Source organism: Sulfitobacter sp. AS59 (assembly GCF_038899995.1).
GTDB lineage: Bacteria > Pseudomonadota > Alphaproteobacteria > Rhodobacterales > Rhodobacteraceae > Sulfitobacter.
Window position 1 is genome coordinate 58107 of sequence record NZ_JBBMQK010000001.1, and the last position, 22597, is coordinate 80703.

The following is a 22597-nucleotide window of genomic DNA, read 5'->3' on the forward strand; positions in this document are numbered from 1 at the left end:
TTGCCCGGACTGCTGCAATGTCACTGTAAGAAAGGCTTACTTGAAACCGATGGTTTCGATCACGCCGTCTTTGACTTCGATCATGCGGTAGGTACCGGCAGATTCACCAGGTCCGATCAGTTCGACTGCGGATGCGCCGACATAGTCAACATCCGTGCCAGCTGCGATCAGCTCAAGCGCTTTGGCCAGTTCGCCGGGGTAGATTTTTTCGCCCGGTGCGTTGGCCACATCAAGGATCTTGGGGCCGTATACGGCTGGATCCGTGGATTCTGCCGCCTGCATCGCCAACATGAACAGCGCCGCTGCGTCATAGGATTCAGGTGTGTAAGGCGATGTACCGTTAAAGCCGGCGTCTTCGGCCATCTTGGTGAAAACGTCGATGCCTTCACCCTCGGAACCCGCGATTTGACCGTAAGAACCGTTCAGATCATCGCCGATACGACCGGGCAATGTGTCACCGATCATGCCGCCTGGCAGACCGAATGTGTCGAATGCGCCGGTATCAAGGGCTGCGTTGATGATGCCAGGACCACCTTGGTCAAGGTAACCCGCAACAACCAGGATGTCGCCACCAGCGGATGCCAGCGCGCCAACTTCGGCAGAGTAATCTGCTTTGCCGTCTTCGTGGGCTGCAACGATGGTGACTTCGCCGCCGACGGCCTCGAACGAGGTTTGGATCGCGTCAGCAAGACCCTTGCCATAGTCGTTGTTGGTGTAGGTCAGGGCGATGGATTTCACGCCACGCTCTTGCAGGATTTCTGCCATAACCTGACCTTCACGCGCGTCCGATGGGGAGGTGCGGAAAAACAGGCCGTTGTCTTCCATTGTGGACAGACCGGGCGATGTGGCTGAGGGCGAAATCATGACCATGCCGTTTGGAATGGCGACGTTTTGCAAGACCGCACCTGTAACGCCGGAACAATCCGCACCGATCAGGCCGTTGATGCCTTCGGAGATCAGACGTTCAGCACCAGCAACCGCCAGCGCGTTGTCGATACAGCCGGAATCTGCACGCAGACCGGTGACCGTCGCGCCGCCCAGCAGCTTGCCGCTGTCGGTGACTTCTTTCATCGCCATCTCAGCGCCAGAGGCCATGGGGCCGGTCAGCGATTCAATAGGGCCGGTAAAACCGAATTCGATCCCGATTTTTACTTCTGTCGTGTGCGAACCCGCAAATGCGTTCGTCGCAAGCAGTGCCGCGGCCGTTGAGGCCATAAGCATCTTTTTCATTGTTATCTCCCGTGTTGAACTTTTTTGTTCTAAGCGGAGCCTATGCGGGGTTTTTCAAAAAGAAAAGTGCAATCAGGTGTTCACGGTAGGTCAAGTTGGGGCAGCCGTTCACAAAAGGGTCCGCAGCCTATCAGTTATTGGAGACTATGGGCGCAAACCACGGTTACGCGCCACATCTACGCCTAGATCGACAACCGTGCCGCATGTGATCCGCGTTCGCGGTAGGGCGTCGTGTCATAATGCGCGCGGTAGCATTTTGAGAAATGCGAGGGCGAGGCAAAGCCGCAGGCCAGCGCCACGTTGATCACGCTCATATCCGTTTGCATCAGCAGGTTGCGCGCCTTTTGCAGGCGCAGTTCCATATAGTATCGCTTGGGGCTGCGGTTCAGATAGCGGCGGAACAGGCGCTCCAGCTGGCGGGTCGACATGCCCACATCTTTTGCCAAGGTTGAGGGGCTGATCGGTTCCTCGATATTGCGTTCCATCATCTGGATGACTTGGCTTAGCTTGGGGTGGCGCACGCCGATACGGGTGGGCACGGACAGACGCTGTGTGTCTTGGTCTGTGCGAATTGATGAATAAATCAGCTGATCCGCCACCGAATTGGCCATTTCTTCGCCCTGATCATCGGCAATCAGTTTCAGCATCAGGTCAATCGACGACGTGCCACCGGCGGTGGTCATGCGGTTGCCATCAACCACAAACACCGATTTGGTCAGGGTCACGTCTTCAAACTCTTCGGTAAAGCTGTCTTGGTTTTCCCAGTGGATCGTCGCCTTTTTGCCATCCAGCAATCCGGCTTTGGCCAGCGTAAAGGCCGCAGTACACAGCCCGCCGACCATCATGCCCTTGCGGGCCTCGCGGCGCAGCCATCCCAATAGTTTCTTGGTGGTGGCTGCCTGAACGTCGATGCCGCTGCAAATAACCAGCGTATCTTCGCGGCGCAATTCATCCAGATCACCATCAAGCGTGAACTGCGCGCCAGCCGAACAGCTGACATATGTCCCGCCTTCGCCGATCAAACGCCAGTCATACAGGTCGCGGCCCGCCATGCGGTTGGCAATGCGCAAACATTCAACAGCCGAGGCAAAGCTCAGCATGGTGAAATTCTCGAGCAAAACAAAAACAAACAGCTTTGGCTTGTCCTCGTTAACCGGAATGCGGATGGCCGATTGCGTGTCTGACATCGCTGCTCTTTCAGTACTGTAGAAATTATCGTTGACCAGGCTTCGCTCCCGTAAAACCTGCCGAAAACCTTGCCCGCGCGGGGGGGCAAAGGTCAATAGGCGGAATTCGGTTCTGGTCACTGGGCGCTGGCTTTTGTATACCATTGGCTCAACCGTTAGCGCAGGACATCCGGCGCTATGCCTACTTCGGAGAGAGAAGATGACCGATTGGACAAAATCAAGCTGGCGCGACAAACTGCGGATCCAGATGCCCGACTATCCAGACCAAGCTGCATTGCAGGCGGTCGAGGCCGAATTGTCCCGGTATCCATTGTTGGTTTTTGCAGGCGAAGCGCGCCGGTTGAAAAAGCATCTGGCCGCCGCTGGCCGTGGCGAGGCGTTCTTGCTTCAGGGCGGCGATTGCGCCGAAAGCTTTGAGCAATTCAGCAGCGACATGATCCGCGATACCTTCAAGGTTATGCTGCAAATGGCGATCGTGCTGACCCACGGTGCCAAGGTCCCTGTGATCAAGGTCGGCCGTATGGCAGGCCAGTTCGCCAAGCCGCGTTCAGCCCCGACCGAGGTGGTCGATGGTGTTGAGCTGCCCAGCTACCGTGGGGATATCATCAACGGGTTGGACTTCACCCCAGAAGCCCGCATTCCCGATCCGCAAAAGATGCTGCGCGCCTATACGCAGGCCGCCGCGACGCTGAACCTGATCCGTGCCTTTTCGACGGGCGGCTATGCTGATGTGCATCAGGTACACGGCTGGACTTTGGGCTTTACCGAAAGCGAAAAGGCCGAAAAATACCGCGAGATCGCCAACCGGATTTCCGACACGTTGGATTTCATGGCGGCGGCTGGCGTTACGGCCGAGACGGCTCATACCCTGCAATCGGTGGAATATTATACAAGCCACGAATCGCTTTTGCTTGAGTATGAAGAGGCGCTGTGCCGTCAGGACAGCCAAACCGGTAAATGGTTGGCAGGGTCTGGCCATATGATCTGGATCGGCGACCGTACACGTCAGCCAGACGGTGCCCATGTGGAATTTGCCCGTGGCGTACAAAACCCCATCGGCTTGAAATGCGGCCCGTCCATGACCAGCGATGATCTGAAACTGTTGATGAAAAAGCTGAACCCACAAAACGAAGAGGGGCGTTTGACCCTGATCGCGCGGTTCGGTGCGGGCAATGTGGGTGAACACCTGCCGCGTCTGATCAAAACCGTTCAGGAAGAGGGCGCAAACGTGGTTTGGACCTGTGACGCGATGCATGGCAACACGATCAAATCATCGAGCGGCTATAAAACGCGGCCCTTTGATTCAGTTCTGCGAGAGGTCCGTGAATTCTTTGCAGTGCATGCGGCCGAGGGGACCATTCCCGGCGGCGTACATTTCGAGATGACCGGCCAAGATGTGACCGAATGTACCGGGGGCGTCCGTGCTGTGCAGGATGAAGATCTGTCAGACCGTTACCACACGGCATGCGATCCACGTCTGAACGCCAGCCAATCGCTAGAGCTTGCGTTCCTCGTGGCCGAAGAACTGTCGGCGCGCCGCACGGCCCATCAGGCCAAAGTCGCCAGCTAAGGCATAAAAAAGTAATCAGAAAAGGCCGCGTATCATTATGATGCGCGGCCTTTTCTATGTCGTCGGTGGCAACGGTCCGTTGCCCGTCTGTGTGGGGTCAGCTGTCGGACTTGACCAGCCGCAGATAGGGAACGGTGCGCGCGCCAGTCGCTGTGCGCTGTAGCGTGGCGCGCGGCGCTTGGGGCACCTCATCTGCTGGTGCCTGCGGTGCGGGCTGAAATGCAGTTTGCGCCAGTGAAATGGTCCGGATCTTGATATCCTCGATGTTAAACCGGCACGGATCGGCCCCGATATCGCCTTTGGTCACGAAACAGCCCAACATGCGGGTAACATCGCCCATGTCGCTTTTCAGGGGCAGCAATATCATGCGCCCTTCGACGGCACCTGTGTCGTTGCGCAGGGCAAGGGTGCCAACGGCGGGGGTCGCAAACAGTTCTTCCAGCGTATCACTGAACCTGCGCCGGGAGTCTGTCGATAGAAACGCAGTGATCGGCATGCCGCGCACCTCCATCCCCATCAGATCGCTCAGATGGCTGCCCGCGATGCGCATCCGCGCCACGCCGGGGGCGACACGTTCCAGAATAAAGGCATATTCCAGCGCAGCCTCGATCCCGCGCGGGTCGATGTCCGAACGCTTTGGCAGCAGCTTGTCTTGGCGCAAACCTTCCCAATATGCTTCGACTTGGGCCACGGCGGAAAAGCTGTGGCTTGTGTGGAAATTGGTCAGGTTAACGACATTTTCGCCGTCTTTTGGGCTTTCATACATAGTTTTGGCTCGTCTCGGCTGTATTTCCGATCTGCTCGGCAGTCAGAAGTTGTGCGCCGTGGCGCGTGTTTGAGAACGGCACAGTGATGCCGTCTTTCTCCTGTTATAGCGATTTCATCGCAAATTTGCATACAAATCTCATGAAGTGGTTAACTTCTCGTTAGGACAAGCGGGTGTGGGCCGTTGGCCTTGGGGCTTGCCCAAAATCGCAGTTTGGCTTTTAAAGCGGGCCAGACCTCTTAGCCGACAGGATCCCCTATGATACGTTCAATGACCGGTTTCGCCTCAGCAAATGGCGCATTGGCCCCGCACAGCTGGGGGTGGGAGTTGCGGTCGGTCAACGGCAAGGGGTTGGACCTGCGCCTGCGCGTTCCTGATTGGGTTGACGGGCTAGAGGCCGGGCTGCGCAAACAGCTTGGCGCGGACATCGCGCGGGGTAATGTGTCGTGCAATTTGCGGATCGCCCGCGACGAAAATACTGGCGGGCTGACGGTGAATGCGGCCCAGCTTGAGACGGTGCTGGAGGCACTGCAACAGATCGAGGCGCGCGCAATGGATGCGGGCGTGTCACTTGCCCCGTCCAAGGCAAGCGATATCGTGACCATGCGCGGCGTGCTGGAACAGGCGACAACCGTTGATGATGTGGAAACGCTGGCCAAAACGCTGCTGGCGGAATTTGCAACGGTACTGGCCGATTTCAACGCCATGCGCGCCCGTGAAGGGGCAGCACTTGAACAGGTGCTACAGGCGCAACTGGCCGAGGTGGAAACCCTGACCGCCCAAGCCGCATCTTTGGCCGAGCAACGCAAAGCCGAGATGGCGCAAACCTTGCAGCGCAATCTGGCACGCGTGCTGGATAATACCGAGGGCGTGGAGGCAGGCCGCCTTGCGCAAGAACTGGCGCTGATCGCGGTCAAGGCAGACGTCACCGAGGAAATCGACCGCCTGTATGCCCATGTCAGCGCCGCGCGCGACTTGCTAGGGCAGGGCGGTGCCGTCGGGCGCAAGCTTGATTTCTTGATGCAAGAATTCAACCGCGAGGCAAATACACTTTGCTCAAAGGCCCAGAACACCGATCTGACCCGCGTTGGGCTGGCGCTGAAGGCCGTCATCGACCAAATGCGCGAGCAGGTTCAAAACGTCGAATAGACCGTGCCAAGGCGCGAGGATACGGGCGGTTTTCAGCTGTGCTAACGCCCGAGTAAATGGGCATTTTTGCGCTCACACTCAGTAGTTGAGTATAAAAGTCGGGATTGTCGCGGCACCGTTTGTTTGGTAGCAAGCGTGGAATCACGCGGTTTGGTGGAACCACCTATTTCCTAAAACCGACGACCAGCCAAAGGCGCACGCCGTCTTAGCCAGCACAATAACTATCATCCGGTCAGGAGTTTCCATGCCCCGTTTCCGTTTCGCCTTTTTGGCGGCACCGCTTGTATTGTCGGCGCAGATCGCATGCGCCCAAGACGCGGACATAACAGGCCATATCGCGGTTGAGCTGAACGCAGCCGAGACCAGCGCCGACGCCTGCACGCTGTCGTTTATGATCACCAACGGCTTGCAAACGCCGATCGAGAAAGTCGTTTACGAAGTCGCGTTGTTTGACAAGGCAGGTCAGGTCAGCCGTTTGACCCTGTTCGATTTTGGCACATTGCCGCCCGCACGCCCACGTGTGCGCCAATTCGCGGTGCCGCAAACCAGCTGCGATAATCTGGGCCGTGTCCTGTTTAACGGGGCCAACACTTGCGAAGGCGACGGCGTTCCAGCTGGCGTTTGCGAGACCGGCCTGCTGCCATCCTCGCGGACGGATATCGAGGTGTTGGGCTGATGGATATCCTGAACTCACTTCTCCATTCATTTGCGCAGGTCGCCGAAACCGGTGGCCCGGTTGTGGTCGTTTTGATGGCTGTGGCGGTGCTAACGCTTGCGGTATCTATTTATAAAGTATGGCAATTCTGGCGTTCCGCCGTGGGGCGGCACACCGCGTTGTCCCAAGCGGTCGCTGCGTGGGATCAGGGCGATCGCGCTGCCGCGCGCGCGGCCTTGGGCCGCTCCAAAAGCTATCTGGTGCCTGTGGTCGATCTGGCGATGTCGTCGCCCCAAGGCGGGGCCGAACGTTTGCAGGCCGAGGCCGAGGCGCAGTTTGCCAAGCTGGAAACCGGTTTCCGCCTGCTGGATTCTGTGGCGCAGCTGGCCCCGCTCTTGGGTCTGTTCGGCACGGTTCTGGGGATGATCGAGGCGTTCCAGGCCTTGCAGGCCGCCGGATCGCAGGTTGATCCGTCAATTCTGGCCGGTGGCATCTGGGTGGCACTTTTGACCACAGCCGTGGGGCTGGTTGTCGCCATGCCCACCGCCGTGATCCTCAGCTGGCTTGAACAGCGGATGGAGGCCGAGCGCGTGATCGCTGACAAGGCTATTCTAACGGTTCTGTACCCCACCGCCGGGCACCCATCGCTTCAGGCGGGTGCATATGAAGGGGCAGTTGCCGCCCATGGCTAGGCCACGCACCCGCAGACGCAGGTTGTCGATGACGTCGCTGATCGACGTTATTTTCTTGCTGCTTTTGTTCTTTATGCTCACCTCTACCTTCTCCAAATTCTCCGAGGTCGAACTGGCCGCGGCGGGGCCGGGCACGGCTGCGCCCAGTGATGCCAAGCCGTTGTTCTTGCAGCTTGGCACCGAAACCTTGCGCTTGAATGGCGATGATCTGGGGCTTGATGCATTGGCCTCTTCTGCCTTGGGGCAAGCCGAGGAAGGCACCGTTTTGCTGGTGTCGCTTGGGGCGGATGTGGATGCGCAACGGCTGACGGATTTGCTGGTGGCGTTACGCGGTTTGCCTGCTTTGCAGGTTTCGGTTCTGGGGGGCTGACAGATGCGCAAATTTGCAAAGGCCAAACCCCAACGCGAACCGACCATCGCTTTGATCAACATCGTGTTTCTGATGTTGGTGTTCTTTATGGTTGCGGGCACCTTGGCGCAGCCGCTTGATCCGTCGCTGACACTGGTCGAGACGCGCGAATTGGAGGGCCAAGCGCCGCCAAATGCGCTGGTGGTTTATCCCGACGGGCGCATTGCGTTCGAGGGGAACGATCAGGCCGATGCCGCGACGTTCGTGGCCAGCCTGTCTGAGGAAGACCGTGAAACCGTGCGGCTGGTACCCGATCGCGCGTTGCCCGCAGCAGCATTGGTCAACCTGACACGAGAGCTGCGGACCGCGGGCGCACAGCGCGTCATGCTTGTCACAGAAAGGGCTTTGGAATGATATTTCGGTCCCCAATCGCCAAAGCTGTGTCGCTGGTTCTGGCCACCGGTATCGTTGCGGGCGCGGCAAAGCTAAGCCTGCCCAGCTCGCAGATTGAAATGGCTGGCGGCGGTGTTCAGGCCGAGGCCAGAATAGGCTCAAAGTTCGAGGATATGGCCGTAGGTACTTTGACGGCCAAGACCCCGGACAGTGCGGAAGAACCGCCCGTCGAGCCTGAACCCGTTGAGCCCGTAAAAGCACAAGCGGTGCAGCCCGAACCCGTTGTTGAGCCTGTCCCCACGCCGATGCCCGAACTGACGCAGCAAATGACGCCGACCCCAACCATGATGGCGGCGTTGACCCCGTTGCCGGCTGCCCCCACCGCGCCGGTCACGGCACAGGCACCCAAGGTTGAGACGATTACTGCCGAACCGCCCGAGACCGAGGCACCCCTGCAATCCCAGCGGCCCAAGGAAAAGACACCAGAGGTCGTCAAGAAAAAGTCCAAAAAGAAACCCGTCAAAAAGCCCGCGGCGCGCGGCAACGCGAAGCGTGACAACACCAAAGGCGCGGATGCAGGGCAAAACAAGGACGCTAAGGCGACCACAACCGGCCAGACACAAAAGGCCGCCTCTCAGGCAGGGAACGCCGCGGTCAGCAACTATCCCGGCCAAGTGATGCGCCGGATCTCGCGGGTGGGTAAGCCACAGGTGAAATCCAAAGGTGAGGCCGTGATTGCCTTTACGATCTCGGCGAGCGGCGGTTTGGGCGGTGTTTCTGTTGCCCGCAGTTCGGGGTCAGCCGCGCTGGATCAGGCGGCGCTGTCGCTGATCCGCAAAGCCGCGCCATTCCCCAAACCGCCAGCAGGCGCGCGGCGTCAATACACGATCAAGATCAAGGGGCGCTAGGGCACGGGCCAGTACGCATTCATGTGCATAGCCGCTGACCCCAACGCCGCCCTAACAGGCACAAATAATCAGAGTAGGAAAATCCATGTTACGCGTTTTGATGACCATCGGGGTTGCCTTGTGGGCAGGCTCAGCAACTGCGCAGGAATTCCCTGTCACGGTCGACCACGCCTTTGGTCAAACAACCATCGAAGCACGCCCAACCCGTGTCGCATCGGTCGGCTGGGCCAACCATGAAGTGCCACTGGCCTTGGGCATTGTGCCGGTCGGCTTTGCCCGCGCGTCATGGGGCGATGATGATGGCGACGGGTTGTTGCCTTGGGTGACGGAAAAGCTTGAGGAACTGGGCGCGCAGACCCCGGTGCTGTTCGACGAAGGGGATGGCATTGATTTCGAGGCGGTCGCATCGACCAACCCTGATGTGATCCTTGCGGCCTATTCGGGCATCTCGCAATCGGATTACGATACGCTTAGCCGGATCGCCCCTGTTGTTGCCTATCCCGACGGTGCCTGGACCACGACATGGCGGCAGATGATCCGCCAGAACGCCGCAGGCCTTGGCATGGCAGCCGAGGGCGAGGCGATGGTGACGCAGATCGAAGAACGCATTGCGGAGGCGCTGACCGACTATCCCCAGCTTGCGGGCAAAACCGGCATGTTCGTGACCCATCTGGACATTCGCGACCTCAGCACAATTGGCTTTTACGCAGCCGCCGATCAGCGGGTGCAGTTTCTGGAAGACCTTGGCATGGCCACGCCCCGCGCTGTGCGCGAAGCCAGCGAAGCGGGCAAATATTCGGGCCGCGTCAGCGCCGAGCGGATTGATTTGTTCAACGACGTTGATGTGGTCGTAACGTACGGCGACATGGCGCGGCTCAGCGAGTTGGTGAAGAACCCGCTGATCGCCCGTTTCCCGGCGATTGCGCGCGGGTCGGTCATCTTGCTGGCCAATGATCCGATGGGCACCGCGGCCAACCCGACACCGCTTTCGATTGACTATGTGCTTGAGGATTATCTGACCCGTTTGGCAGACGCTGTGGCGCGCGGCGAAGGGTGACCCTAGCCCGCGATCATAAGGCCATGCGTGTGTTCGGTGTGGCATTGCTGCTGCTGGCGACGGTTGGGCTGTCGCTTGCCGTGGGGACGCGCAGCGTGCCTTGGCCCGAGATCTGGGCGGGGCTTACCGGGCGGATTGATAGCATCGGTGCGGCTGCTGTCGCGGTGCGGATGCCGCGCACGGCCTTGGCTGTTTTGGCAGGCGGCGCTTTGGGGATTGCGGGGGCCGTGATGCAGGGCATTACCCGCAACCCGTTGGCCGATCCCGGTATTTTGGGCGTGAACGCCGGTGCGGCCTTGTTTGTTGTGGTGGGCGTTGCGTGGTTCAACATTAGCGGCGCGACAACCTTTCTATGGCTGGGCATTGCGGGCGCGGGCTGTGCGGCGGTTTTTGTCTATGCCATCGGGTCAACCGGGCAGGGCGGTGCGACACCGCTCAAGCTGACCTTGGCGGGTACCGCGACCTCTATCGCCGCGTCGGCGTTTATCATTGCGGTGGTGCTGCCGCGCAATGACATCGCGGGCAGCATCCAATCTTGGCAGGTGGGCGGCATTGGCGGGGCGCGGTTTGACACGATCCTGCCCAGCCTGCCGTTCCTTGCCATCGGGCTTTTGCTCAGCTTGGGGTCGGCGCGCATTCTGAATGCACTGGCCTTGGGAGAGGAAATGGCCGCAGGGCTGGGACAAAACGTGGCATGGGGCCGCGCGATGGCGGCGGCAGGTGCGATTGTGCTGTGCGGCACGGCAACAGCACTTTGCGGCCCGATTGGCTTTGTCGGGTTGGTGGTGCCGCATATGTGCCGGATGATCGCGGGGATTGATTACAGGATCGTCTTGCCCTTGTCGGCGCTTGGCGGGGCCAGCCTGCTGGGCATGGCTGATGTGCTGGGGCGGGTTATTGCGCGCCCGAATGAATTGGACGTGGGCATTGTTACCGCATTCGTCGGCGCGCCGTTCTTTATCTGGACCGTTCGGCGGCAAAGGATGCGCGGGTTATGAGCGTTCAAACGGCTGAACTTTCCGGCGCGGTACAAGGCGCAATTCGTCAGCGGGTTAACCGGCGCAGTGTGGTCATCTTGGCCTTGCTGATAGCGACTGTGCTGATCCTGACCGCCATCACCCTAAGCTGCGGGCGCGGATGCCTTGCCCCCAATGACGTGATTGCTGCCTTGATGGGCGATGATGCATCCGGGGCGACATTCGTGGTGAATGACCTGCGATTGCCACGGGCGCTGATGTCTGTGACAACGGGACTGTGCTTTGGTCTGGGCGGTGTCGCGTTTCAGGTGATGCTGCGCAACCCGCTGGCCAGCCCCGACATCATCGGGATCAGCGCCAGCGCCGGGGCCGCTGCGGTGTTTGCGATTGTTATTCTGGCCTTTGATGGTTGGCTGGTCTCTGCCGTTGCCGTTGTGTCTGGGTTGCTGGTCGCGACCCTGATCTGGGCGCTGTCGTCCAATCGTGGGGCGGCCGGGGCGCGGTTGATCCTGATCGGCATCGGCGTTTCGGCGATGCTCGACAGCGTAACAGCTTATATCCTGCTTGAAGCCCCCGCATGGGACCGCGCCGAGGCGATGCGCTGGCTGACGGGCAGTGTGAACGGGGCGCAGCTGCCGAATGTTATTCCCGTTCTGGGCGCGCTGATCGTCTTTGGCGGGCTACTGGCCGCCAGCGCGCGCGATTTGAATATCCTGCGTTTGGGCGATGATGCGGCCCGCGCCCTTGGCGTGCATACCGAAGGGACGCGGCTGCGCGTTACCCTCGCGGCGGTCGGGTTGGTGGCTTTTGCCACCTCCGCCGCTGGCCCCATTGCCTTTGTCGCGTTTTTGTCAGGGCCTATTGCGGCGCGTTTGCTGGGCGGGTCGCGGGGAATTCTGGCGGCTGCGGGTCTGGTCGGTGCGATCCTTGTACTGGCAGGCGATTTCACGGGGCAGTTTTTGCTGCCAGGGCGGCTGCCCGTGGGTGTTGTTACGGGGGCGGTTGGTGCACCGTTCCTGTTGTATCTGATCGTGCGCACCAACCGAAACGGGGGCACAATATGAGCTTTGACCGAACGCTTGAGGCGCAGGAACTATCCGCTGGATACGACAAACGCACGATCCTTGAAAACGTCACGCTAGGTCTGCGGCCCGGACAAATCACCGCGATTGTGGGCGGCAACGCATCGGGCAAATCCACCCTGCTGCGCACGCTGGCGCGGATTTTGCCAGCAAAGTCCGGCACGGTTCTGCTGGACGGCAAATCCCTGCATCAGATGCGGTCGCGCGAGGTTGCGCAGATCATGGGGCTTTTGCCGCAGTCGCCCATCGCACCCGAAGGCATTACCGTTGCCGATCTGGTCGGGCGGGGCCGCCATCCGCATCACGGCCTGTTTTCACGGTGGAGCCATGACGACGACCGCGCCGTCTCCGACGCGTTGAAGGCAACGGGGATCGAGCCGCTGGCCGAGCGCGAGCTCGACACGTTGTCCGGCGGGCAGCGGCAACGCGCCTGGATCGCTATGGCCTTGGCGCAAGAGACCGAGTTGCTGTTGTTGGACGAACCGACGACATTTCTGGATGTATCGCACCAGATTGATGTGCTGGACGTGCTGGTTGATATGAACACCGCCCGTGGCACCACCATTGTGATGGTCTTGCATGATTTGAACCTTGCCGCGCGCTATGCGGATCATTTGGTCGCTGTGGCGGACAAGGGGATTTATGCCGAGGGCGCGCCCGCCGACATCCTGACCGAAGGGTTGGTACGCGATGTTTTCGGCCTTGAATGTCGCATCATCAATGACCCGGTTTCGAACACGCCTGCGATGGTGCCGATTGGCCGCCACAAGGTCACGCGCGCAAAAAATAGCGCTGCCTGAAAATAACTGACTAATTAAGTCGTATTTGCCTAGAACTTTGAGATCGCACGTTTTATGGCAGTACCCGAGTGAATCACTAAACTATACTGGAGCTCCCCGTGTTACCTTCGAATTCTTCACCCCGTCGCTTTGGCCGCGGATCCCTTAAGTCTGTTCTGATGTGCTGTACCGCGATGCTGCCCGCGGCGGCAATCGCGCAAGACGCGTACCGTCTTGATGACGTGACCCTACAGGCAGACGGCACCTATAGCGGCGCTTCGGATGCGCAGTCCGTGGTCGCAACAGGTGTCGATTCAGGTGGCAAGTTTTCAGGCGATCTGCTGGACATTCCGGCCAGCGTTTCGGTCATCACCAGCAAAGAAATCAAACAGCGCAACGCCGACACTGTCGAAGAAGTGCTGAACTACACCGCCGGTGCATCGACAGACAGCTATGGTGCGGATGACCGGTACGATTATTTCACCCTGCGCGGGTTTAATGCCTACACCTACCGCGACGGTCTGATGATCGGCAAAAACTTCGGCGGTTTCCGTGAAGAGCCTTTCGCTTATGAGCGTGTCGAAGTGTTCAAAGGTGCGAATTCTGCAAGCTTTGGTATCTCTGATCCGGGCGGTTCGGTGAACTATGTCACCAAAAAACCGCGCGACGAGAAATTCGGCGAAGTTTACACCCAACTGGGGTCCTTTAATACCAAAGAGGTCGGGCTGGACTTTGGCGATAAGTTGAACAAAGACGGCACATTGACCTATCGTTTCACAGGTCTGCTGCGCGACGGCGAATTGGAATACCCTTCCTCTGAAAACGATGAGGTATTCGTTATGGGGGGGCTGACATGGCGCCCGTCTGACGCGACAGAACTGACCCTCGTCGTGGACCACGTTGACCGCGACTATGTGCCCGGCAGCGGCGGCTTCCCCATCGGGTATGATTTCGACCGTGGTTCAAATTTTTATGGCGAACCTGATTATAACTACCGCAATGCCGAACGGACATCTGTGTCGCTTATGGCCGACCATAGCTTTGGCAATGGGCTGAAATTCTCGGGCAACCTGCGCTACAGCGATCAAGAAGACGCCTTTGGCTATGCCTATGTAAACGGAACATCGGGGACCACGGTAAACCGCGCGTTCTTCGAAAGTGCGGGCACCACCGAAACCCTTATCGCGGATGCACATCTGACCTATGACAGCGTCATCGGGAACGTAAAAAGCACGACGGTGGCAGGTATCGAATTTTCGCACGCTGAAAGCACAGATGTACGTGATTGGTCATCGGCACCGTCCATTGATCTGAACAACCCTGTCCCGACAGGCGCACCTGCAAGCGTGGCAAACTTTGCCAATCTGGATACTGAAACAGACAGCCGTGCGGTCTATGCCCAGCAAGAGCTGACCTGGAATGATAAAACCATCTTGTCCCTTGGTTTGCGTCACGACTGGATCGACATCACCGAGCAAAACAACAACACCAACGCCACTACAGAGAACAACATCTCTGAAACAACGGGCCGCATTGGTTTGACGTATAAGATCACCCCCGAGGTGTCCTTGTACGGTAGCTATGCGCAATCGGTTGTTCCTGCCAGCGCAGGGGTTGAGCCCGAAGAAGGCGATCAAATCGAGTTTGGTACAAAATGGCGTCCCGCTGGCACCAATGCGTTGTTCGCAGCGTCGGTTTATCAGCTGTCCAAGACCAACATCACCCGCACCAACCCTGTGACCAACCTGTCCGAAGCCATCGGCGAAGTCCGCGTGCGTGGTCTGGATCTGGAAGCGAAAGCCGAAGTCGGTGCCTATGACTTCACCGCATCCTACAGCTATCTGGATGCCGAGATCGTTGAAAACGGCACCTCGGGCAATGTGGGCAACACTCCGGCGCTTGTGTCCGACCATATTGCGTCGATCTGGGGCAGCCGTACCTGGGAAAACGTTGGACGTGGCGATCTGACCGCTGGTTTGGGTTTGCGCTTTAACGGCGGCTACTACTTTGCCGACTCGAACACCTCGGGCGAGACAGGCAGCTTTGTCGTCGTCGATGCAGCCGTGTCCTATGAGCTGACCAAACAGACAACATTGTCTGCAAGCGTCACCAACCTGTTCGATGAAAAGCACGTATCCTACGGCGGTGCCTACGCGAACTTCTACAGCCCGGGTCGCGAAGTACAGGTCAAGCTGGCCCATACTTGGTAATCGATCTGGGGCGGCGCATCACCATGCGCCGCCCTTACACTCTCTAAATCCAGCCCCTTATTTCCGCAGCACCCCATAGGCCCGTTATGCAAAAAGCCACCGCAGAAACCACCATTTCCCTTGCCACGCCACAGGCATTGCTGGGGCAGTTTGTGGCGCATATGCGCGATGATCACGGTATGGCCTTTAACGTGGCCGATGATGGTGCCCACAGCTTTGAAAACGACGGCTACCGGATCGAGCTGCACGCGCAGGATCGCGGCCTGCGTATCCGGCTAGAGGCCCCGGATGAGAACGCGATGAGCTTTAGCAAAGAGGGGATCGTTCACCACGTTGAGGAATTTGATACCGCTGCTGCTGCAAGCATCCGCTGGGATAACGAACAGGCGCGCATCGGTACGCCGCCCGAGAATTTTCGCGTGCTTACCGTGCGCAAAAGCGAGCAGGTGTTTGACGGCATGCAGCGGGTGACGCTGCATTACCCTGATATCGAAACGCTCCAGACCCGCGGTATTCACCTGCGCATGATCCTGCCCCGCGATCCGTCGCGCGTACCGGTCTGGCCGGTGATGGGTGAAAACGGCGCGCCGGTTTGGCCTGTGGGCGCAGACGAATTGCACGCCCGCTATGTCACCTTGAAAAACATCCGCGCCGATCTGGAAGAGGTCGATATCGACATTGTGCGCCACGGCACCGGCATCGTGTCGCAATGGGCGCAAAACGCGAGCCAAGGGCAATTGGTCGGGGCGATGGGCCCCGCAGGCATGAAAAACCTGCCCGAGGCAAAATCCTATTTCCTTGCGGCGGATGGCACCGGACTGCCAGCGGTTGCGCAATTGCTGTCACGGCTGCCGCAGGATGCTGTGGGTGATGTGGTCGTGGCGCTGCCACCCTCTGTCGATCCTCGCAGCTATCTGCCGGAAAGCGGGCTGACTGTTCACACCCTGTCACCGGACGCATTTGAGGAAAACGTTGTGGAAATGGCTGAACGCCTGACGGTCAAGGACGAAACCGGATACGCATTTTTCGCGGGTGAATTTGGCAATGCCCAATCCCTGCGCGCGCATTTCAAAAAGGGTCTGGGCCTGGATAAAACCACGCAGATCAGTGCCACGTATTGGCGTCGGGATCGGTGATTAAAACCGGGCCATAACGCGCTGGAATCTGCCCCATGCTTGTTGACAGCGGCCAGTTCATGCTTTCTTTGTCCGTCCAACTTAGATTGTGGAGACAGACATGAGCGATCGTCGCGGCCTTTTGATTATCCTCAGCTCACCCTCGGGGGCCGGTAAATCCACCCTTGCGCGTAAGCTGCGCGATTGGGACCCGTCGCTGCAGTTTTCCGTGTCGGCCACCACCCGTACCCCCCGCGTGGGCGAGGTTGACGGAAAAGACTATTTCTTTACCGACGAAGAAAAGTTCCGCCACATGGTGAAATCCGGCGAGATGCTGGAACATGCGCGGGTCTTTGGCAATTACTACGGATCGCCCAAAGAGCCGGTGCAAGCCTCCATCGACGAAGGCCGTGACGTGTTGTTCGACGTCGATTGGCAAGGCGCGCAACAGATCAGCACATCCGCGCTAAAGCAGCATGTTTTGTCGATCTTTATCCTGCCGCCCACCATCCGCGAACTGCGCCGCCGGCTGGAAACACGCGGTCAGGACACCGCCGAAACCATTGCCCTGCGCATGGAAAAAAGCTGGGACGAGATCAGCCATTGGGATGGCTACCACTATGTTTTGATCAACGACAATCTGGCCGAGACCGAGGCCAAGCTGAAGGCGATCATCGTGGCAGAGCGGTTGCGGCTTTCCCAGCAGCCCAATCTGGTGGATCATGTTCGCACCCTGCAAGCCGAATTCGAGGAAACAGAATGACCCTATATGCCTTGGCCGATACGGCCCCGACCGTTGATGCAGATGCGTGGGTGGCACCGGATGCCAATGTAATTGGCAATGTCGCGCTTATGGCCGGATCGTCGGTCTGGTTCGGCTGCACCCTGCGTGGTGATAACGAACCGATCACCGTCGGCACAGGCAGCAATGTGCAGGAAAACTGTGTGTTTCACACCGATCCCGGCTGTCCGCTGACCATCGGCGAAAACTGTACCATCGGTCACAAGGTGATGCTGCATGGCTGTACCATTGGCGACAATTCACTGGTGGGCATGGGGGCGACGATCCTGAACGGGGCCAAGATCGGCAAGAACTGTCTGATCGGGGCAGGGGCGCTGATTACGGAAAACAAGGTGATCCCCGACGGATCACTGGTGATGGGCGCACCGGGCAAAGTCGTGCGCGAGCTGGACGAGGCTGCAATTGCGCGGCTGACCGCAAGCGCGCTGCATTACCAAGAGAACGCGCGCCGGTTCCGTCGCGACCTTAAACCTGTCTAGCGGATGGTGATCCGGCCGCTTTTACCCGATCTGCTGGCGGCATTGCCTTTGCCCACGCTTGCAGTTGATCGCGCGGAACGGATTGTTGCCATGAACACGGGCGCGCAGACCCTTGTGGGGGCCGCCGCATTGGACCGCCATTATATCAATGTGTTGCGCCAGCCCACGGTGGTGGACGCGGTCGAACAATGCCAGCGCGATGGCAAACCCCGCGAGGCGCATTACCTGTCCAGTGACGGGGGCAATGACACCCGGTTTCAGGTCTATGTCAGCAAGGTAAAAGGGTCTGATTATGTATTGCTTAGTTTTCAGGACATTACCCAACTGACCAAGGCCAGCCAGATGCGCCGCGATTTCGTGGCCAATGTCAGCCATGAACTGCGCACGCCGCTGACCGCCTTGATGGGCTTCATTGAAACCCTGCGCGGCCCGGCCCGCGATGATGCGCCAGCCCGCGACCGGTTTTTGGGCATCATGACCCAAGAGGCCGAGCGCATGAACCGTCTGGTGGGCGATCTGCTGTCGCTCAGCCGGGTGGAATCCGAAGAAAGGCTGCGCCCCACGCAAAAGGTTGACCTGCGCTATGTGGTGCAGTCGACCTTGCGCAACCTAAATCCCCTCGCGGTCGAAGCCGATGTAACCTTGCTGCCGCATATGGCGGATGTTGATCTGCCGATGATTGGCGATTCCGACCAGTTGTTGCAGGTATTCACCAACCTCATTGAAAACGCGATCAAATACGGCGGCAAAGGCAAAACTGTCGAGATTGACGTTGAAACCACCCTGCGTGATCCCGCCTTGCGCGGCCCTGCGGTGCGGGTCACGGTCATTGACCACGGCCCCGGCATTGATCCGCTGCATATCCCCCGCCTGACCGAACGGTTCTACCGTGCTGACAGTCACCGCAGCCGTGCGCTTGGCGGGACGGGGCTGGGTCTGGCGATTGTAAAACATATATTAAGCCGCCATCGCGGGCGCTTGAAAATCGACAGCGAGCTTGGAAAAGGCAGCCGGTTTACGGTGATTTTGCCCTTGGATACGGCCCAAGACTAAGGGGCGGCGAAAAAAACATGACAGTTTCTTGCGTTGTCATAAAACTGTAACACTACTGTCACAAAAGCCAAATGTAGAAACCCTAGTGCTGCGATAAGACCACCATGGGGGTGGTCAAAAATTCAAAGCTGACAGGAGACATCATGTCGCTCGTTAAAATCACTACGTCCGCCCTGGCCATTTCCGCTGTTTGTGCAACTGCTGCTGTTGCCCGCGATCAGGTTCAGGTTGCTGGTTCCTCCACCGTGCTGCCATACGCGTCGATCGTTGCCGAAGCCTTTGGTGAAAACTTTGATTTCCCGACACCTGTTGTTGAATCCGGCGGGTCCTCTGCGGGTCTCAAGCGGTTTTGTGAAGGCGTTGGCGAGAACACAATCGACGTTGCAAACGCATCGCGCCAGATCAAAGACAAAGAGATCAAAGCCTGCGCCGAAAACGGTGTGACAGACATTATCGAAGTGCGCATCGGCTATGACGGCATCGTTTTTGCCTCCGACATCAACGGCAACACATTCGAATTCACCCCCGAAGACTGGTACAAAGCGCTGAGCGAAACCATCGTCGTTGATGGCGAAATCGTTCCAAACCCCAACAAAAACTGGAACGAAGTCAACGCCAGCTTTCCTGACCAGCCGATCCAGGCCTATATCCCCGGCACCAAGCACGGCACACGCGAAGTGTTCGAAGACAAGGTGATCCTGGCCGGTTGTGAAGCCACAGGCGACTTTGACGTGTTCAAAGCAGCGAATGGCGACGACAAGAAAGCCGCCGAGAAAGCCTGTATCGCGATCCGCACCGATGGCAAATCGGTCGATATCGATGGCGACTACACCGAAACCTTGGCCCGCATCGAAAGCAACAAAGACGGCATCGGCGTGTTCGGTCTGGCGTTCTATGAAAACAACACAGACAAGCTGAGCGTTGCCACAATGAGCGGTGTTGTTCCATCGGTTGAGAGCATTTCGACCGGTGAATACCCTGTATCCCGCCCATTGTTCTTTTACGTCAAAAAAGCCCACATCGGCGTGATCCCCGGCTTGAAAGAATATGCTGAGTTCTTCGTGGCGGACGAAATCGCTGGCCCTGATGGTCCTTTGGCTGAATACGGTCTGGTTTCCGACCCCGAGCTGGCAACAGTTCAAAGCACCGTTGCAGACGAAACTGTAATGGGCGGCGGCTCCTAAGCCCTAAATGATCACCCGGAGAGGCGTTGCTGCCTCTCCGGGTTTTCTGCTACTGTCTGCTGAAATTTGAAAACGACCGCCCATTTCACAAGGGCACGACTGGGGGCCATTCGTGAGCAATCTTCTTAATATGGCACCGACCACGCTGCTTGTTCTTGTGATCCTGATACTGGCGGTATTTGCCTTTGTTTCCGCGCGCAGCCGCGCGATGTCATCGGCAGGGGGCGACGCCCGCAAACTGCATTCCTTGCCCAACTACTATGGTTATAACGCCGCAATGCTGACGGCGATCCCGGCGTTGTTTGTGCTGGCGATCTGGCTTTTAATCCAACCGATGCTGGTGCAGAACGCGGTGATCGACCTGATCCCGCCAAGCGCGATTTCCGAAGGGTCATCCGTTAATCTGGTGATGAGCGACGTGCGCCGCGTGGCCGACGGGCTGGACGGTGCCGTGCAGACCGGTGCACTCACCGCCGATGCTGCCAAGAACCTGACCGCTGCCGACGATGTGCGCGCGGTGCTTGCTGATACAGGGGTCGCCTTGGGGTCCGACGTAGGGCCGGAGGTTCTGGCCGCAGCGCAGCGCTATCGCGGTATGCAATCGACCGGACAATGGCTGATGATTGCAACTGTGATAGTGATCGCCGTTGCGGGCCTGCTGATCGCGCTGTGGTCGACGACAACAACGTTCCGCGCGCGCAATATGGTCGAACGCTTCGTCCTTAGCCTACTGATCCTTGCGGCATCCTTGGCGATCCTGACGACCGTGGGCATCGTGTTCTCGATGCTGTTTGAATCGATCAATTTCTTTAAACTGCACCCGTGGCAGGATTTCTTTCTGGGCTCGAAATGGGCACCGAACTTTCGCGGTGACAGCGACCTGTCGATCCTGCCGCTGCTATGGGGGACGCTCTATATCTCGATCATCGCGCTGTTGGTGGCTGTGCCCATCGGGTTGTTCGCGGCAATCTATCTGTCGGAATATGCCAACAGCAAAGTCCGCGCTTTCGCCAAACCACTGCTTGAGATCCTCGCCGGTATTCCCACGATTGTTTACGGTCTTTTCGCGCTGCTGACGGTGGGGCCGTTTCTGGTCAAACTGTTTGGCCGGGGCGAGGATGGCTACCTGGGGCTGGATTGGATGAGCGGTGCCACATCGGTGCTGACCGCCGGTTTGGTGATGGGCATCATGCTGATCCCGTTTGTTTCCTCGCTCAGTGACGATATCATCAACGCGGTGCCACAATCGCTGCGCGACGGGTCATTCGGGCTGGGTGCCACCCATTCCGAAACCATCCGTCAGGTTGTGCTGCCAGCGGCGCTGCCGGGCATTGTGGGCGCGATCCTGCTCGCCGCCAGCCGCGCGATTGGCGAAACCATGATTGTGGTGTTGGGGGCAGGGGCCATTGCCCGCGTATCGCCAAACCCGCTCGAGGCGATGACGACGATCACCACCCGCATCGTCAGCCAGCTGACGGGCGATACCGACTTTGCCAGCCCTGAAACCCTTGTTGCCTTTGCCCTTGGCCTGACACTGTTCGTGCTGACGCTGGGGCTGAATGTGCTGGCGCTTTATATCGTGCGCAAATACCGGGAGCAGTACGAATGACCGACATGTCAAATTCGACCACGCCGCCAAATTCATTGCTACGCCAAGACGCGCGTACCGTAAAACGCAACCGCGCGGAAACCCGGTTCAAGGCTTATGGCATCGCGGCGATTACGGTGGGGCTGCTGATGCTGGTGATCTTGCTGGTTACGATTATCGGCCGTGGCGCGGGCGCGTTTCAACAGACATTCCTGACGCTGGATGTCCAATTGCTTGAGGCAAAGCTGGACAAAAAGGGTAACCGCGATCTGGCGGATATCAAAAAGGTATCAACCTTTGGATACGCCCCGCTGATGGCCGCCGCACTTGAGAAAAAAGTCGCAGACAGCGGTGTGACCACCGATCTGAAGCCCAAAGCAATGGCGGCTATTCTATCCAAAGACGCCGCCGCGCAATTGCGTAACTTTGTGCTGGCGAACACGGATCTGATCGGCACGTCGGTTGAATTCAGGTTCCTAACCAACAGCCGTGTGGATGGGTACCTTAAGGGGCGCGTGACCCGCGCCAGCATCGCCAACGACAAAAACATCAGCGCTGAACAGCTTGATCTGGTCGATGCGCTGATTGCCGATGGATCGCTCGAAAAACGCTTTAACCTTGCGTTCATCACGGGCGCAGACGCCTCCGATGCCCGGCCCGAGGCCGCTGGCATGGGCGTGTCGATGATCGGGTCGCTGTTCATGATGCTGGTGGTGCTGGCGCTGGCGCTGCCCATCGGGGTCGCCGCGTCGATCTACCTCGAGGAATTCGCCCCTAAAAACTGGATCACCGACGTGATCGAGGTCAACATCTCGAACCTGGCCGCTGTGCCGTCTATCGTGTTTGGTATCTTGGGTCTCGCCGTGTTCATCAACTATATGCATTTGCCAAACTCGGCCCCGCTGGTTGGTGGTTTGGTGCTGACGCTGATGACCTTGCCCACGATCATCATCTCGACCCGCGCCTCGCTCAAATCCGTGCCGCCCAGCATCCGTGATGCGGCGTTGGGGGTTGGCGCGTCCAAGATGCAATCGGTGTTCCACCACGTGCTACCCTTGGCCGCACCGGGCATTCTGACGGGCACCATCATCGGTCTGGCACAGGCCTTGGGCGAGACAGCGCCGTTGCTGTTGATCGGTATGGTCGGCTTTATCGCGTCTAACCCGCCTGACGGGATCGCGTCGGGCCTGATGGACCCGAACTCGGCCATGCCTGCGCAGATATACGAATGGGCCAAACGCGCCGACCCTGCGTTCTATGAACGGGCTTGGGGTGGTATCATTATCCTGCTGGTGTTCCTGATCACCATGAACGCCATCGCCGTCATGCTGCGGCGCAGGTTCGAGCGGCGCTGGTAAGAATGGACGGTAAG

Annotated in this window: 22 protein-coding genes; 19 read left to right on the plus strand and 3 right to left on the minus strand. The window is 58.6% G+C overall.

Features of this window, described 5'->3' with window-relative positions:
- Positions 1-36: 36 nt before the first annotated feature.
- Together WNY39_RS00305 and WNY39_RS00310 are read right to left on the minus strand one after the other, a co-directional pair.
- Entirely contained in the window at positions 37-1230 is a 1194-nt protein-coding gene (locus WNY39_RS00305; RefSeq protein ID WP_341235250.1) for an ABC transporter substrate-binding protein, read from the minus strand.
- Positions 1231-1412: 182 nt separating this feature from the next.
- Positions 1413-2417, minus strand: coding sequence for a GlxA family transcriptional regulator (locus tag WNY39_RS00310; protein WP_341235249.1), 1005 nt, complete (start codon positions 2415-2417; stop codon positions 1413-1415).
- Between the two features lie 199 nt (positions 2418-2616).
- On the opposite strand from WNY39_RS00310, the gene WNY39_RS00315 reads away from it, so the two are divergent.
- Positions 2617-3987 (plus strand): 3-deoxy-7-phosphoheptulonate synthase class II, encoded by a 1371-nt coding sequence (locus tag WNY39_RS00315; protein ID WP_342843134.1) that lies wholly within the window; start codon positions 2617-2619, stop codon positions 3985-3987.
- A gap of 97 nt (positions 3988-4084) precedes the next feature.
- On the opposite strand, the gene WNY39_RS00320 is transcribed toward WNY39_RS00315, so the two are convergent.
- The gene (locus WNY39_RS00320) at positions 4085-4753 is read right to left on the minus strand and encodes a PAS domain-containing protein (RefSeq protein WP_342843135.1); all 669 of its coding nucleotides are present in this window, start codon (positions 4751-4753) and stop codon (positions 4085-4087) included.
- A 258-nt stretch (positions 4754-5011) separates the two neighbouring features.
- Here WNY39_RS00320 and WNY39_RS00325 point away from each other — a divergent pair, with 258 nt between their 5' ends.
- From WNY39_RS00325 to pstA, 18 genes are all read left to right on the plus strand, one after another.
- A complete protein-coding gene (locus WNY39_RS00325; protein ID WP_342843137.1) occupies positions 5012-5902 on the plus strand; it encodes a YicC/YloC family endoribonuclease in 891 nt (296 codons plus the stop codon).
- Between the two features lie 244 nt (positions 5903-6146).
- The gene (locus WNY39_RS00330; RefSeq protein ID WP_341235245.1) at positions 6147-6578 is read left to right on the plus strand and encodes a hypothetical protein; all 432 of its coding nucleotides are present in this window, start codon (positions 6147-6149) and stop codon (positions 6576-6578) included.
- Positions 6578-7249, plus strand: coding sequence for a MotA/TolQ/ExbB proton channel family protein (locus tag WNY39_RS00335; RefSeq protein ID WP_342843139.1), 672 nt, complete (start codon positions 6578-6580; stop codon positions 7247-7249). Before WNY39_RS00330 ends, WNY39_RS00335 begins: the two co-directional genes overlap by 1 nt.
- Positions 7242-7619: a biopolymer transporter ExbD gene (locus WNY39_RS00340; protein ID WP_342843141.1), complete on the plus strand. Its 378-nt coding sequence runs from the start codon at positions 7242-7244 to the stop codon at positions 7617-7619. The genes WNY39_RS00335 and WNY39_RS00340 overlap by 8 nt, the downstream gene beginning before the upstream one ends.
- A gap of 3 nt (positions 7620-7622) precedes the next feature.
- Positions 7623-8012, plus strand: coding sequence for a biopolymer transporter ExbD (locus WNY39_RS00345; protein ID WP_342843143.1), 390 nt, complete (start codon positions 7623-7625; stop codon positions 8010-8012).
- The gene (locus tag WNY39_RS00350) at positions 8009-8899 is read left to right on the plus strand and encodes a TonB family protein (RefSeq protein ID WP_342843145.1); all 891 of its coding nucleotides are present in this window, start codon (positions 8009-8011) and stop codon (positions 8897-8899) included. The genes WNY39_RS00345 and WNY39_RS00350 overlap by 4 nt, the downstream gene beginning before the upstream one ends.
- 85 nt (positions 8900-8984) lie before the next feature.
- Complete coding sequence (locus WNY39_RS00355; RefSeq protein WP_342843146.1) at positions 8985-9956, plus strand: iron-siderophore ABC transporter substrate-binding protein; 972 nt, start codon at positions 8985-8987, stop codon at positions 9954-9956.
- Positions 9957-9979: 23 nt separating this feature from the next.
- Positions 9980-10954: an iron ABC transporter permease gene (locus tag WNY39_RS00360; RefSeq protein WP_342844322.1), complete on the plus strand. Its 975-nt coding sequence runs from the start codon at positions 9980-9982 to the stop codon at positions 10952-10954.
- A complete protein-coding gene (locus tag WNY39_RS00365; RefSeq protein ID WP_342843147.1) occupies positions 10951-11997 on the plus strand; it encodes an iron chelate uptake ABC transporter family permease subunit in 1047 nt (348 codons plus the stop codon). The genes WNY39_RS00360 and WNY39_RS00365 overlap by 4 nt, the downstream gene beginning before the upstream one ends.
- Positions 11994-12815 carry an ABC transporter ATP-binding protein gene (locus WNY39_RS00370; protein WP_342843148.1) on the plus strand — a complete coding sequence of 274 codons (822 nt, stop codon included), beginning with the start codon at positions 11994-11996 and terminating at the stop codon, positions 12813-12815. Before WNY39_RS00365 ends, WNY39_RS00370 begins: the two co-directional genes overlap by 4 nt.
- 98 nt (positions 12816-12913) lie before the next feature.
- Positions 12914-15004: a TonB-dependent siderophore receptor gene (locus WNY39_RS00375; RefSeq protein ID WP_342843149.1), complete on the plus strand. Its 2091-nt coding sequence runs from the start codon at positions 12914-12916 to the stop codon at positions 15002-15004.
- 86 nt (positions 15005-15090) lie between these two features.
- On the plus strand, positions 15091-16140 hold the full coding sequence (locus WNY39_RS00380) for a siderophore-interacting protein (protein WP_342843150.1): 1050 nt from the start codon (positions 15091-15093) through the stop codon (positions 16138-16140).
- 100 nt (positions 16141-16240) lie between these two features.
- Positions 16241-16882: a guanylate kinase gene (gene gmk / locus WNY39_RS00385; protein ID WP_342843151.1), complete on the plus strand. Its 642-nt coding sequence runs from the start codon at positions 16241-16243 to the stop codon at positions 16880-16882.
- Positions 16879-17400 carry a gamma carbonic anhydrase family protein gene (locus WNY39_RS00390; protein ID WP_342843152.1) on the plus strand — a complete coding sequence of 174 codons (522 nt, stop codon included), beginning with the start codon at positions 16879-16881 and terminating at the stop codon, positions 17398-17400. Before gmk ends, WNY39_RS00390 begins: the two co-directional genes overlap by 4 nt.
- A 3-nt stretch (positions 17401-17403) precedes the next feature.
- Positions 17404-18453 (plus strand): ATP-binding protein, encoded by a 1050-nt coding sequence (locus tag WNY39_RS00395; RefSeq protein ID WP_342843154.1) that lies wholly within the window; start codon positions 17404-17406, stop codon positions 18451-18453.
- A 143-nt stretch (positions 18454-18596) separates the two neighbouring features.
- Positions 18597-19637 (plus strand): substrate-binding domain-containing protein, encoded by a 1041-nt coding sequence (locus WNY39_RS00400; RefSeq protein WP_341235236.1) that lies wholly within the window; start codon positions 18597-18599, stop codon positions 19635-19637.
- 130 nt (positions 19638-19767) lie between these two features.
- A complete protein-coding gene (gene pstC / locus WNY39_RS00405) occupies positions 19768-21246 on the plus strand; it encodes a phosphate ABC transporter permease subunit PstC (protein WP_342844324.1) in 1479 nt (492 codons plus the stop codon).
- Positions 21243-22583, plus strand: coding sequence for a phosphate ABC transporter permease PstA (gene pstA / locus WNY39_RS00410; RefSeq protein WP_342843156.1), 1341 nt, complete (start codon positions 21243-21245; stop codon positions 22581-22583). The genes pstC and pstA overlap by 4 nt, the downstream gene beginning before the upstream one ends.
- Positions 22584-22597 lie beyond the last annotated feature (14 nt).

Excerpts from the sequence above, each read along its gene's own strand:
- WNY39_RS00305 (WP_341235250.1), bottom strand. The coding sequence starts at position 1,230 with ATGAAAAAGATGCTTATGGCCTCAACGGCCGCGGCACTGCTTGCGACG.
- WNY39_RS00310 (WP_341235249.1), bottom strand. The coding sequence starts at position 2,417 with ATGTCAGACACGCAATCGGCCATCCGCATTCCGGTTAACGAGGACAAG.
- WNY39_RS00315 (WP_342843134.1), top strand. The coding sequence starts at position 2,617 with ATGACCGATTGGACAAAATCAAGCTGGCGCGACAAACTGCGGATCCAG.
- WNY39_RS00320 (WP_342843135.1), bottom strand. The coding sequence starts at position 4,753 with ATGTATGAAAGCCCAAAAGACGGCGAAAATGTCGTTAACCTGACCAAT.
- WNY39_RS00325 (WP_342843137.1), top strand. The coding sequence starts at position 5,012 with ATGATACGTTCAATGACCGGTTTCGCCTCAGCAAATGGCGCATTGGCC.
- WNY39_RS00330 (WP_341235245.1), top strand. The coding sequence starts at position 6,147 with ATGCCCCGTTTCCGTTTCGCCTTTTTGGCGGCACCGCTTGTATTGTCG.
- WNY39_RS00335 (WP_342843139.1), top strand. The coding sequence starts at position 6,578 with ATGGATATCCTGAACTCACTTCTCCATTCATTTGCGCAGGTCGCCGAA.
- WNY39_RS00340 (WP_342843141.1), top strand. The coding sequence starts at position 7,242 with ATGGCTAGGCCACGCACCCGCAGACGCAGGTTGTCGATGACGTCGCTG.
- WNY39_RS00345 (WP_342843143.1), top strand. The coding sequence starts at position 7,623 with ATGCGCAAATTTGCAAAGGCCAAACCCCAACGCGAACCGACCATCGCT.
- WNY39_RS00350 (WP_342843145.1), top strand. The coding sequence starts at position 8,009 with ATGATATTTCGGTCCCCAATCGCCAAAGCTGTGTCGCTGGTTCTGGCC.
- WNY39_RS00355 (WP_342843146.1), top strand. The coding sequence starts at position 8,985 with ATGTTACGCGTTTTGATGACCATCGGGGTTGCCTTGTGGGCAGGCTCA.
- WNY39_RS00360 (WP_342844322.1), top strand. The coding sequence starts at position 9,980 with ATGCGTGTGTTCGGTGTGGCATTGCTGCTGCTGGCGACGGTTGGGCTG.
- WNY39_RS00365 (WP_342843147.1), top strand. The coding sequence starts at position 10,951 with ATGAGCGTTCAAACGGCTGAACTTTCCGGCGCGGTACAAGGCGCAATT.
- WNY39_RS00370 (WP_342843148.1), top strand. The coding sequence starts at position 11,994 with ATGAGCTTTGACCGAACGCTTGAGGCGCAGGAACTATCCGCTGGATAC.
- WNY39_RS00380 (WP_342843150.1), top strand. The coding sequence starts at position 15,091 with ATGCAAAAAGCCACCGCAGAAACCACCATTTCCCTTGCCACGCCACAG.
- gmk (WP_342843151.1), top strand. The coding sequence starts at position 16,241 with ATGAGCGATCGTCGCGGCCTTTTGATTATCCTCAGCTCACCCTCGGGG.
- WNY39_RS00390 (WP_342843152.1), top strand. The coding sequence starts at position 16,879 with ATGACCCTATATGCCTTGGCCGATACGGCCCCGACCGTTGATGCAGAT.
- WNY39_RS00395 (WP_342843154.1), top strand. The coding sequence starts at position 17,404 with ATGGTGATCCGGCCGCTTTTACCCGATCTGCTGGCGGCATTGCCTTTG.
- WNY39_RS00400 (WP_341235236.1), top strand. The coding sequence starts at position 18,597 with ATGTCGCTCGTTAAAATCACTACGTCCGCCCTGGCCATTTCCGCTGTT.
- pstC (WP_342844324.1), top strand. The coding sequence starts at position 19,768 with ATGGCACCGACCACGCTGCTTGTTCTTGTGATCCTGATACTGGCGGTA.
- pstA (WP_342843156.1), top strand. The coding sequence starts at position 21,243 with ATGACCGACATGTCAAATTCGACCACGCCGCCAAATTCATTGCTACGC.